Source organism: uncultured Methanobrevibacter sp., assembly GCF_934746965.1.
Classification (GTDB): Archaea; Methanobacteriota; Methanobacteria; order Methanobacteriales; family Methanobacteriaceae; genus Methanocatella.
Genome location: NZ_CAKVFS010000005.1, coordinates 14,074 through 27,050 on the forward strand (window position 1 = coordinate 14,074; position 12,977 = coordinate 27,050).

At 25.3% G+C, this 12,977-nt stretch carries 11 protein-coding genes and 1 pseudogene; 6 read left to right on the forward strand and 6 right to left on the reverse strand.

Going from position 1 to position 12,977, the window contains the following annotated elements; translation table 11 throughout:
* Positions 1-21: 21 nt before the first annotated feature.
* From Q0984_RS04910 to Q0984_RS04920, 3 genes are all read right to left on the reverse strand, one after another.
* Positions 22-165 carry a hypothetical protein gene (locus Q0984_RS04910; RefSeq protein WP_299524446.1) on the reverse strand — a complete coding sequence of 48 codons (144 nt, stop codon included), beginning with the start codon at positions 163-165 and terminating at the stop codon, positions 22-24.
* Positions 166-348: 183 nt separating this feature from the next.
* Positions 349-915 carry a hypothetical protein gene (locus tag Q0984_RS04915; protein WP_299524449.1) on the reverse strand — a complete coding sequence of 189 codons (567 nt, stop codon included), beginning with the start codon at positions 913-915 and terminating at the stop codon, positions 349-351.
* A gap of 92 nt (positions 916-1,007) precedes the next feature.
* The gene (locus Q0984_RS04920) at positions 1,008-2,117 is read right to left on the reverse strand and encodes a hypothetical protein (protein WP_299524452.1); all 1,110 of its coding nucleotides are present in this window, start codon (positions 2,115-2,117) and stop codon (positions 1,008-1,010) included.
* 268 nt (positions 2,118-2,385) lie between these two features.
* Here Q0984_RS04920 and Q0984_RS04925 point away from each other — a divergent pair, with 268 nt between their 5' ends.
* The 4 genes from Q0984_RS04925 to Q0984_RS04940 all read left to right on the forward strand — a co-directional run bounded on the left by Q0984_RS04925 (position 2,386) and on the right by Q0984_RS04940 (position 6,197).
* Entirely contained in the window at positions 2,386-3,312 is a 927-nt protein-coding gene (locus Q0984_RS04925; protein ID WP_299524455.1) for a glycosyltransferase family 2 protein, read from the forward strand.
* 497 nt (positions 3,313-3,809) lie between these two features.
* Positions 3,810-4,070: a MarR family transcriptional regulator gene (locus Q0984_RS04930; protein WP_299524458.1), complete on the forward strand. Its 261-nt coding sequence runs from the start codon at positions 3,810-3,812 to the stop codon at positions 4,068-4,070.
* Between the two features lie 10 nt (positions 4,071-4,080).
* Positions 4,081-5,226: a DNA adenine methylase gene (locus Q0984_RS04935; RefSeq protein WP_299524461.1), complete on the forward strand. Its 1,146-nt coding sequence runs from the start codon at positions 4,081-4,083 to the stop codon at positions 5,224-5,226.
* On the forward strand, positions 5,226-6,197 hold the full coding sequence (locus tag Q0984_RS04940; protein WP_299524464.1) for a Dam family site-specific DNA-(adenine-N6)-methyltransferase: 972 nt from the start codon (positions 5,226-5,228) through the stop codon (positions 6,195-6,197). The genes Q0984_RS04935 and Q0984_RS04940 overlap by 1 nt, the downstream gene beginning before the upstream one ends.
* 162 nt (positions 6,198-6,359) lie before the next feature.
* Here the strand turns inward: Q0984_RS04940 and Q0984_RS04945 are convergent, their stop codons facing one another.
* Positions 6,360-7,772 carry a hypothetical protein gene (locus Q0984_RS04945; RefSeq protein ID WP_299524466.1) on the reverse strand — a complete coding sequence of 471 codons (1,413 nt, stop codon included), beginning with the start codon at positions 7,770-7,772 and terminating at the stop codon, positions 6,360-6,362.
* 611 nt (positions 7,773-8,383) lie between these two features.
* Between Q0984_RS04945 and Q0984_RS04950 the strand changes: the two are divergent.
* A pseudogene (locus Q0984_RS04950) lies at positions 8,384-8,904 on the forward strand (DUF1802 family protein).
* A gap of 171 nt (positions 8,905-9,075) precedes the next feature.
* Positions 9,076-9,240, forward strand: coding sequence for a hypothetical protein (locus tag Q0984_RS04955; RefSeq protein WP_299524469.1), 165 nt, complete (start codon positions 9,076-9,078; stop codon positions 9,238-9,240).
* Here Q0984_RS04955 and Q0984_RS04960 read toward each other — a convergent pair.
* Positions 9,217-10,722, reverse strand: a complete 1,506-nt coding sequence (locus tag Q0984_RS04960) for a DUF2142 domain-containing protein (protein WP_365907053.1) — start codon at positions 10,720-10,722, stop codon at positions 9,217-9,219. The two genes, Q0984_RS04955 and Q0984_RS04960, sit on opposite strands and share 24 nt — an antisense overlap.
* Before the next feature lie 12 nt (positions 10,723-10,734).
* Complete coding sequence (locus tag Q0984_RS04965) at positions 10,735-12,879, reverse strand: Tex family protein (RefSeq protein ID WP_299524474.1); 2,145 nt, start codon at positions 12,877-12,879, stop codon at positions 10,735-10,737.
* Positions 12,880-12,977: the final 98 nt, after the last annotated feature.

The following is a 12,977-nucleotide window of genomic DNA, read 5'->3' on the forward strand; positions in this document are numbered from 1 at the left end:
AAGTTAATCTAATTTGACTATCTATTGTGCTTCTTTTATTAAATTAACAGCATTTTCTTTAAAATCATAATATATTTCAAAATCTTCTTTTAAAATCAATGTAAAGTAAGTAAACACCATCAAAATTATTAAAAGCATTCTATTTAAAAATAGTTCGAATATCATGAAATAAGCAAAATAAGTATAATAACAATTATATACAATAAATAAAAATACTATCAGTTAAATTTTTTACACTCTCCTGAGCAGATTTTTTAATATTTAAAGATAGGTGGGCTCCCTTTTAAAAATAAATGATAGATGATTTAAATTATTTTCTCTAAAAGAAAATAATTAAATCAAAATTTATTAACTATTTTTTCTTTTAAAATATTTACATACTACTTTAAAATCATGTTTTTGTAGAAGGTACACTAAAGTAGAAATAGCTAATACTTCAAAAAATGCGAAGAATCCTTGACAAGATACAGTATAAAATTTCATAATATTATATGCATCATAAGGTATCCATTCACTAAACCATGAAATAGCAAATATTTGACCTATAAATGTAACTAAAGTTAAAAATTGAAATCCTAGTAACATATTAAGAGTAGCATCTTTAAATTTTTCTTTAAATTGGTAAATAGTAGTGCAAATAAATATTAATCCAGATATTGGGACCAAGATATAGGATATAATTTGATAGGTAATTATATCTAAATTAGCAATTGCCTTAGGAATTTTTTCTTTAAAGTTCATTGTATTGACATTGGATTCATTAACAATAACTAAATTATCATTTAAAATCAATTCAGCATTTTCACTAATAGAATCATCAATAACATTTGTAGAACCTTGTTTAGGAGATAGATCAATTATTGTATAATTATAGAATAGGCAATTACATAAACCTGCGGTTACATAAGGTGTCAATCTTATAATTTCATCAATATTTTTACCAGGTAAAGAACTTGTTATAAAAATTTTTTCAGATTTATTTAATTTTCCATCTTCAAATGATTTATCTAATTCATCATTGACTTTAAAAAAAAATCGTTAGCTTGACTTTCATTATTAAATAAACTCACATTGGATAATGAATCTCTCAATGCCCAAGTAATAAGATCGCCCTCAATAGGATTTTTATTTAAATCACCATTTGCCCAAGTTGAATGTTTTAAATCATTTAACAATTCTGGATGGGCGTGTAATGTTGGAGAAGCATTCCATGCTTTTTCAAGTGTTGAAACAGGTATCCACACATTAGTTGTTTTATTTGCATCATCGATTTTCAATAAATTATGATAAAATTCACCTAATTCTCCACCCGTCCTAGTATTTATTTCGTCAATTCCAAAATAATGATTATTAATCTCTTTATAACTCATTGTTCCAATTCCAAAAATAAGAATAGGGATTAAACATAAAACAATAATTTTGGTTAATCCACTCAAATTATTTCTATTAATTTTTGTATGTTTAAACTCATTAAATACTTTAAAAATTAACACAATAAATATTGGGATTAAAAACATTGGAACATCCATTATTCCATCTTCTTTAATATAAAATGTAAATGTGAATAGTAAACCAAGTAATATTCCCCAAAATAAAATTTTCTTGTTATTTTGTATTTTAGAAATTACTTCTCCTATGAATATAAATAAACAACCTAAAAACATTATTGTAAATGGAGAAATAATTGCATTTCTATATACTCTCAGTGCACAATCAGAATCAAAACCTATTGGTAAAAATGATATAAATAAAAAGATTAATAATATAACTGCTTTATTTTTAGTTATAAATTTATAAACTCCTAATGAAATTACCAAAGCGGCAATAATCCAACATAATGACAGCCAAAACCTATAAGAAAATCCGGATAAATTTACAAAAAATAAAAATACAGGGTAGGATATTCCTTTTACTAATGTTGTTATATCCCAATTATGGAAATGAAAAGGTAAGTTTGCATATTTTATTAATAATAAATCGTCATGAACACCGATTGAAAAAAACCAAATTGGAAGATTGACTCCAATGTATATTCGCAACAGTGAAAACAAACAAATTAATGATAAACTTATTTTGCTATTGAATTTATGAATACTTTTTAAACAGTTTTTAAACATAATCTATAATATAGGTTCTAACATATTTATACTATGTTATTATAAAATTTCCCTGTTTTTTTAAGTTTTTATTTTTTGTATTTCAATTCAAATAAGTATTAATTCATAAATAAGTCTAATTTTTATCAATATTGGGAGTTTATTTAATAATTGATCTTACAGTTTTAAATTAATAAATAAAAAAATTCAAAACTACAAAATTTTTTGAAAGAGCTTTATTATTATAAACCATAAATAATTAATAACATAATTTACAAACATCTTTATAATGAAAACTGTAGTATTGATTCCTTGTTATAATGAAGAACTTACAATTGAAAAAGTTATCTTGGATTTTAAAAAAGTTTTACCTGATGCAGATATTTACGTTTATGATAATAACTCTACTGATAATTCATATGAAATAGCTAAAAAAACAGGAGCTATTGTAAAAAAAGAATATAGACAAGGTAAAGGTAATGTTGTAAGGGCTATGTTTAGGGATATTGATGCTGATTGTTATATTTTAGTTGATGGTGATGATACTTATCCTGCAGAATCTGCATTGGAAATTGAAGAACTAATTTTATCTAAAAAGGCAGACATGGTAATTGGAGACAGATTGTCCAGTACTTATTTTACAGAAAATAAAAGAAGATTCCATAATTCTGGAAATAAATTAGTTAGAAAACTTATTAATTCTATTTTTAACAGTAATATTTCTGATATTATGACAGGTATGAGGGGATTTAGCTATGAATTTGTTAAATCATTCCCTGTTTCATCTAAAGAATTTGAAATTGAAACTGAAATGACTATTTTTGCTTTAAATCATAATTTTCTAATTAAAGAATTACCTATAGATTATAGAGATAGAATGGAAGGTAGTGAATCTAAATTAAATACTTTCAGTGATGGATATAAAGTTATTAGTTTGCTTTTCGGACTTTTTAGAGATATAAAACCATTATTTTTCTTTTCTTTAGTAACTTTAATCCTTTTAATAATTGCTGGCGCATATTTCTTCCAGATTTTAATTGATTTTTACAAAACAGGTTTTGTAGAAAAAGTCCCTACACTTATTACAGTAGGAGTAGTAGCTATTGTTGCAACTATTATATTTTTCACTGGAGTTATTTTACATGTTGTTAGAAAACAGCATGATGAAAACTTTGAACATCACTTAACCTTAATAGCTCAAAATAAAAAGAAATAAATGGGGGTGTCTTAAAACTCTCAATTTTTTTCTTTTTTATTTTAAATCAAACTTTCATTAAACTTATTTATCTTGTCTAATTTTAATAGATTATTGTTTATTTTTTTTAAAATAATTATATTAAAAAATTTTTATTGAAAATAGGTTAAAATTAAAAAAATCATTATTAGGATGTGCCTAAAATTTAAATTACCTCATGTTTTACTTTTGATTTTGATAGGTTTATCAATTAATTCAATAAGTTCTTCTGGAGTTATTACGTTCCTTTCCCATTTAATCACCAATAATTAATTAGTAATTACTTTTTAAATATCTTTTCAAATGATGTTTTTATTATATATTATTCAAAAATATCACCATATTATATCTACTTTTTGATGATTAGAAATTTATATTAATGATAATATCAATAAATAACTTTACATATTAATATTGTATTAAAAACATATTAATTATATAGTATGAATTATATGATTTCGTATTATAAACATAGTAACATGGAAAAAGAAATAATTGAACATGTTGCATACATTAAATCTTCAAAGAATAGGTATAAAGTTTTAAAATCATTAAATAAAGGAATGAAAATCCCATCAGAGATAGCTAGTGAAACAGATATTCGTTTAAATCATATTAGTGCATTATTAAAGGATTTAAAAGAACATAATTTTGTTTTATGTCTTAATGAGGAAGATTCAAAAGGTAGAATGTATGTTTTGACCGACACTGGAAAAACAGTTCTTAATATCTTACAATAAGGTCGATATAATGAGATTTATAGGAAATAAAACAGCACTTTTAGATAATATTAAAAGCTTCATTAATGATACTATTCCATATTATGAAGACATGATTTTCTGTGATATTTTTTCTGGAACTTCATCTGTAGCAAGATATTTCAAAAAAGATTATCAAATAATCTCCAATGATTTATTATATTTTTCATATGTGCTACAAAAAGCAACTATTGATAATAATATTTTTCCTACTTTTGATAAACTTAGAAAAGAATTAAACTTAAATAATTATCATGATTTAATTAATTATTTAGAAAATAGTCCTTTAGATGCACTTCAAAGTAAGTATAATATTAAAGATGAAGAATTGTTTATATATAACAATTATACTCCCTCTTCAGATGATTGTGATAGGATGTATTTTAAACCTGAAACAGGAAAAAGGATTGATTTAATAAGAATACTATTAAATAAGTGGTTAGATGACAATATAATTTCTGAAAATGAATATTTTTATTTATTAGCACTATTAATCGAAGCAGTTCCATATTATTCTAATATTGCAGGAGTTTATGGGGCTTATTTAAAAAAATGGGATAAAAGAACTTATAATCCATTTAAATTACGAGATTTAGATGTTTTGGATAATAAAAAAGAAAATGTGTCTTATAATTTAAATGCGCATGATTTAATCAGAGAAATTAAAGGAGATATTTTATATCTTGATCCACCTTATAATACAAGACAATATCCTCCGAATTATCATGTTTTAGAAACAATCGCTAAATATGATTATCCTGAAATTAAGGGAGTTTCTGGAATGAGAGATTATAAAGATCAAATTTCCATGTTTTGCCGTAAAAGAAATGTATATGGTGCTTTAGAGGACATAATTAAAAATGCCAATTTTCAGTATATTATAATGAGTTACAGTACTGATGGAATTTTAACTATATGTGAAATTGAAGAGATATTTAAAAAGCATGGAATTTCTGAAACTTATAAATTAGCTAAACCTATTGAATATCGTAAGTTTAAAAGTCAGAAAAAACAATCAAAAAAAGAGTTACATGAACTTCTATTTTTCGTTGAAAAAAAGGTAAAAAATCCTAGAATAAATGATAAAAAATTATTTAGAAATAAAAGACCTATTCAAACAACCTTTGGGGGGTTCTAATGAAAACAGTTCAATCATCATTTGATTTAAATAACAATTCATTGAAAAAACCAAAATATAAATTAACTCCTATTGGAGGGGGAAAATATAAACAAAAAGACTTTTTAAAATGCCCATTTAATTATATTGGTGGAAAGCATAAAATATTACCTCAATTATTCACGGCTTTCCCAAAGAACAATAATATTTTTGTAGACATGTTTGGGGGAGGATTTAATGTTGGTATTAACAGTAGCGCATCAAAAATCATTTATAATGATCAATTAACTCCATTAGTTGATTTATTTAAATATCTTCAAGATAATTCTTGTAATGATATTATTAATTATATTGAGACCACAATTGAAGAGAATAATCTAAAAAAACATGAAAAAGAAGGATTCTTGAAATTTAGAAATCAGTATAATCAAAGTGATGAAAAATTTCCATTAGATTTGTATATTTTAATATCTTTTTCATTTAATTATCAATTTAGATTTAACAATAGTGGGGAATATAATAATCCTCATGGAACTAACCGTAGTTCATTTACAAAGAATATGAAAGAACGATTAATACAGTATATTAATATTATCCATGAAAAAGATATAATATTTTTAAATAAAGATTTTACACAGTTAGATTATTCTATTTTAACTGAAGATAGCTTTGTTTATTGTGACCCTCCTTATTTGATAACTACAGGTTCATATAATGATGGAAATAGAGGATTTAAAAACTGGACAATAAAAGAAGAAAAAAATCTACTGAACTTATTATCAAAGCTGGATAAAAGAGGAATTGATTTTGCATTGTCTAATGTGACAATTCATGATGGGAAACAAAATGATTTATTACTTGATTGGATTGAAACAAATGAGTTTACTGCTTTGGATATTAATTCAGATTATAGTAATTCCAATTATCATAAAAAAAATAAAAATAAAGAAAAAAATACAGAAGTGTTAGTAATTAATTACTCTTTCAAATGATTTTTTTTAATTGTGGATGGGTTTTTTCGTTTAGCAAATAAGTCCCATATTCTTAAATTACTCACAATAATATTCTATATTTTGCTTAAAATCTCTGATTTGGTAGTTCTTCTGCAAGTATGTATAAATTTACTATATTTTTCAAATGTTTATATGTAGTTATTAATTAGAAACTACAATTCTTTTGATTAAATTTGTTAACCATGTCGGTGTTTTTTCATTTAATATGAAAGTTCCATTTTTATTCAAATGGAATAATACTTGTGGGTGAACTCCAGTTAAATCATATATATCCTCACCATATGTACTTACCCACCTAGTAATTGAATAATCTGGATAATACTTTTTAATAAATTCATTTTCAATAGATTCAAAGTGTTTAATCTCTTCTAAACCTTTATTAAGTGTTGAAGATTGTTTTCCTTCAATTAATAATATCTCTTTATTCACATCATTCTTTAAAATTAAATCAGGAAGATACAAGTTAACACCATGTTTATCTTTTTTAGGTAATGTAAGAGCTTGTCCATTAGAAGTATAAAAATATCCTCTCTCACAACCTGCATGATTTTCATATATGGCTTCAGTCCTCGGAGAATCACTTATTCCAATTAAATGGAGAAGAATAGTACCATTCTTTTCTGAATTTTTTTCATAATGCCAATATTGATTTAAAGTAGGTTTTTTATTACTTATATCCACACCTTCAAGTTTAAGATTTAAAATAGAAGCAATATTGAAAAATTTATTGGATTTTGAATTATTTACATATTCTTGTTTGACTCCATGATGAGTAATGATAATGTCTTTATCCCAACCTAATTTTCTTAATGTTTTACTAATTGCAGTTAATGCACCTATATTTGGGTCATGCCCAATATTTCCTTCATTTGCTGGTTTTGACAACCGACCAGATATTTTAATTGAATCTTTTTCTTTAGTTATAATAATTGGAATATTACCTTGGGGTGGTCGACGCATACTATTTTTATATTCAATTAATTCATCAATAGTTTTAAATTTATCAAAATATTCTAATGATTTCCCAATAATTTTAACATTTTGAGTTAATAACATGTTTGTTCCAAATATACTAGTATTTGATGGTCTTTTATCATCATCTGGATTTGTAATATTGTATAACATGATTTTTGGGGTATTAGGATAAAAATAATCTGCGTAAACAAATTTACTCATTCTTTGGTAAACACCAGTGTTTCTAGATTCTTTATCACTAGTCTTTGTTTCTTCAATGAGTAATTTTAAATTATTTCCATCATTTTCATTATTGATACTACATTCTTTTGGAGCAGAACTTTGTTCAAAAACTAAAAAATCTACAAAACTAGAATTGCCTGAAGCAATTTTTAAAATTATGTTGTCTATACCACTTATTTTCGCATTTTCAATTATATATTCACTATTAAATATTTCATTAGAATTTATATCTGGAATTATTTTTAATCTATTATTTACTTTTAATTGTTTATTATATTCATTTGAATAGATTTCCAAAATCTTTTTTACAACATTAGGTTTGGCTCTTTCTTCAGTAAGTATGTACAAGTTATCCATATTATTGATTTTAATTACAATAATCAAAAAAAGAATAGTACATTTTTAATATTTTTTTAATATGTTATTATATGTTTAATTTAAAATTATTATATAAATATCAAACGATATATAAACTTAATATGAATAAGTTGATACTAAAAAAATCAATATGTAATTAATGATGAATTATATAAAGAGCTCATGATTATGCAATCAAATCTAAGTTTTACCCAAGTAATATGTAGGATTTCCATAATGTGGATTGAATAATAAAATAGAGGATGTTTGAAGGAAAGTTGGGTGAAAAAGCAATTAAAATATTTTTTGAAGATAAAATGTCATCTATGAAGAAGATTCAACAAATTTTGATGAACGTGACTATTTTGATTTCCTTTTAAAAATAATGGTTGTTCTTTAAAAATTGATGTTAAAACAAAAACAGAAGATTTCTATATTAAAACTTTAGAAATGGTAGAACAAGCAGGAGTAATCCAAAAGACATTTTTATTTCAGTCAGATTATTCCGTGAAACCAAAAACCTGTAATGCCAATTAAAAGCACATAAACATATGAGTTATCTATATGATGAATTAAAGACTAAATAACTATAATAACATAAAGTGATAGATATGTCTGAAATAACAAAATGTTTAAACGAATGGAATGCGACTATTGAAGCATTAGGTCAAGGAAAGCAAACAATATTGATTAGAAAATAGGATACAACTTTAAAAGATTTTTTATTTTTCCCAACAACCAGTTATGCCACTAAAAATGGTATTTTAGATTATTTCAAGATGATTGTAAAAGTTTTGTGAAAGATAATTTATTGCCTATTGGTGAAAATAGAACTTATGAAGTAAAATATTATGCAACTGTTGAGGGAGTTATTGATAAATCTTCAACAAGGATTGGAGCATTTAATAAGTTTCATATTTGGACTCGGGACCATGTGAAAAATTATCTTGGAGGAAAAAAAGCTAAAATATGGATTTTAAGAGTTTATAAACTTGATAAACCTCAAATATGTAAACGTTCTAATGGAATGATATTTGCGAATGTAGATAAACATGTTAACCTTAAAGGTAAACCAGTTATAGCTGATAAAGAGTTTAACAAGTTAAAAGAAGAAATTTTAAATATTAAATAGTTATATTACTATAATATAACTTTATTCTATATTTAAATGAAACTTTAAGGTAAGAATTCATGGAAAATTTGGAAAAAATTATGTTACAATGAACACGTTTTCGCAAGAATCAAGAGTTAATATTTTTAAATAGATGATTACAAATTTAAAGTAATTATCAATGAAGAGTTAATGGATTCATTTGAAAAACTTGGAGAAATTCAAGATAAAATTTTAGAAAACTGTGATGGTAAACGTTTATTAATTAAGGATACTTTAATAATCTTGAAAAAGAAAAAATTAAAAATTAATCGCTGGACAGATTCAAAAATGTTAATATTTAACAGCAGTTGTTAACATTAACATTCCAGAAATAAACCCGACAGCTATAGTTAACACTAAAAAGCTTAAAGTTTCTTTTTCTATTTTTTTATTACCTATTCCAAACACAAATGGTAGGAAAATTAAAAGTGGCATGAAATAACGACTGAACACTCCACGTGTTACATTATCTCCTCCAACTGGAGACCAGGTTAAATATTGAACAGCCATTACACCACCATAAATTAAGGCACAAATTAAAAATCCTTTAACACGTGTTTTTAATTCCATTTTTTCACAATTAGGGTAAAATACACTAAATAAGCATATGAAGACGAAATAAAGTCCTGCAAGTAAACTTGATGAGTAATCACGAACACTATTTGAGAAATAAAAGAATCTGTCAATAATAGTTGGTAGTGCAGTAGTGTAAGTTTCACCAAATCTTTGAAGGGCAATTAAAGGATTAGCTAGTAAATAATCAATCTGACCACTGGCACTTACATTATTTTGAGCAAAGAATTCTCCCCTCCAGGAATTAGCTAATTGTGTTGTTGCATAACTGCTCCAAGCTAAACCAATACCTAAAGCAACTAAAATACAAAGTTTAGATATGATATTCTGTTTTTTATCACTAAAATGATTATTTGGAACTAGGAAAAGAAGTAAACTTAACGCTAGATAAGGTGATTTAAGTAATCCACAAAGTATTACCGCTACATAAAATATTCCTAAATCTTTCCAGCTGATTTTTGGTGTTTTATAGAAATATAAAAAGTAACTAAAAGCCAGGATAGCTAATGCACTAAATAATCCGTCACAACTTGTTGATGCTGATTGATAAATAGCTAATGGTAGCATTGACACTATAAGTAATGGAAACTTCAATACTGGTGCTTTTTTAATAGCTAATGTAATTATTCCAGCATATAATAATAAATTAAAGAATCTTCCAAGCCATAACATCCAGATTGCATTTAAATCCAAACATTTAGCTAAAAATACTCCAATTCCCTGAGCTAAATATGCATAAAATGGATTTTGAGCAAATGCAGAGTTAAAATATGAGGGAGTATAATCTATCTTTTCATCATCTACTTTTGTATTAAATACATTTGAACCAGCATTATCAAAAAAAGTAGTTACACTATTGATTGTTTCATAACCATAGCTGGTAGTATTTGGAATAGGCACATAACTGGTAGACAATTCTCCAGTAGATATTATTTCTGATCTGACGAAATGTTCTGCTTCATCAGATACATCATCGATTGGTGTTAAAAATAAACTTATTATACCAAACATTATTATTAATACTAATGCAACTTTATGTAAATTCGCATTGTTTTTTGTATAATATATAATTGAATATATTCCCGCTGCTAATAATATACAAAACATAATTATTTCAAATTTCGGATTTGGAAAATCAGCTCTGTATAAAAAATACACACTAAATAAACTTAGTATTAGAGCATATATTATTAGATAATATCTTTTATTTTCAAATTTAAACATTTTTAAAACCTTTTATATTAACATTGATAAATTTATTCTATTTCTAGCTAAATCAACATCTAAAACTTTAACATCAACAATATCCCCAACACTTACAATATCCAATGGATGTTTGACAAACTTGTCGGCTAATTGTGAAATATGAACTAATCCATCCTGATGAACTCCAATATCTACAAAAGCACCGAAATCAACAATATTTCTCACAGTTCCTTGTAAAACCATACCTTCTTCTAAATCTTCTATTGTTAAAACATTTTTTCTTAAAATAGGTTTAGGCATATCTTCACGAGGGTCACGTCCTGGTTTTTTAAGTTCTTTAACAATATCCTGTAAAGTTATAACACCTACATCTAATTGTTCAGATAATTCTTCATAATTTAAATTGTCTAATTTTAAGTTATTTGAACCAATATCTTCTAAACTATAACCTAATTTATCCAGTAATTTAATTGTAGCATCATAGGACTCAGGATGTATAGTAGTATTATCTAAAGGATGTTCGGGATTATCAATTTTTACAAAACCTGCACATTGTTCAAAAGTCTTTTTACCAAGTTTTTTAACATTTAAAAGTTCTTTACGATTATCAAATTCACCGTTTTCTTCTCTATAACTAATAATATTTTTAGCAGTTGATTTAGTAATTCCAGAAACATAATTAAGTAAACTAGGTGATGCAGTATTTAAATCAACACCAACCTCATTTACAACACGCTCAACAACACCACTTAAAGATTCATTAAGCTGTTTTTGATTCATATCATGTTGATACTGACCAACACCAATAGATTTAGGATCAATTTTAACAAGTTCTGCTAAAGGATCTTGTAATCTTCTAGCTATTGAAACAGCACTACGTTCACCTTCATTAAAATCAGGAAATTCCTCGTCAGCTAATTTACTTGCAGAATAAACAGAAGCACCAGCTTCATTAACAATAATATACTCGACAGAAGTATTTCTAATAATATCTGCAACTATCTCTTCAGATTCTCTGGAAGCAGTTCCATTTCCAATAGCAATCACATCAATATCATACTTCTTAATTAAATCAAGTACAATTTTCTTAGATTCTTTAACTTTATTTTGAGGTTCTGTAGGATAAATTAAAGCAGTTTCAAGAACTTTTCCTGTTGGATCTATAATAGCTAATTTACACCCAGTTCTAAAAGCAGGATCCCAACCTAAAATAGTTTTTCCACTTAAAGGACTTTCCATAAGAAGCTGACTTAAATTTTTAGCAAAAACTTCAATAGATTTCTCTTCAGCTTTTTTAGTTAAATAACTTCTAATTTCTCTTTCAATAGCTGGTGAAATTAAACGTTTATAAGAATCTTTAATAGCTTGGGTAATGGCTGGCGTAGTATTAGGATTATATTTAATCATTTCAGGAACTTTAGAGCAGTTTTTAAGAGTATGTCTTTTAAGATACTGAATAATATCCTCTTCTTCAATATCCACTTTTCCTTTAATAATACCTTCATTTTCCGCTCTATTAATAGCTAATATTCTATGTGGAGGAATTTTAGATAGTTTTTCAGAATAATTAAAATAAATTTCATATTCTGAAGATTCCTCTTTATTTTTAGCTTTAGTTTTAATAGTTCCATTATAAAATGTATTCTGTCTGATTTTTTTTCTGAAACTGGAATTATCAGAAATAACTTCAGCTATAATATCTTGAGCACCTGCAATAGCTTCCTCTGGTGTTTCAACTTCATTTGTAACATAATTTTTAGCTATTTCAATAACAGGCTCATTAATCTCTTGAGCTAAAATAATATCAGCTAGTCCTTCTAAACCTTTTTCTTTAGCTATTGTAGCACGTGTTCTTTTTTTACTTTTATAAGGTCTGTATAAATCATCAAGTTCAACTAAAGTTTTGGCATTAAGAATCTGATTTTTTAAAGTATCATCTAACTTTCCTAAACTATCAATACGTTCGATGATTTTTAATTTTTTATCTTCTAAGTTCCTAAGATATTTTAATCTTTCATCAAATTTTCTTAAAATTTCATCATTTAATGAACCAGTAACATCTTTTCTATATCTTGCAATAAACGGAATAGTGTTACCTTCATCAATTAATTTGATTACTTTGTTTACCTGCCAAGGTTCTATATTTAATTCTTTTTCAAGTGTTTTAGCTATCATTGAAATTACAATCCTATATATTAAAAGAAATTATCTTTTTTTTAATTAATATAATTTCATCTTTTATAGCTAAATTTGAACTTATTTTAAAACTTTAT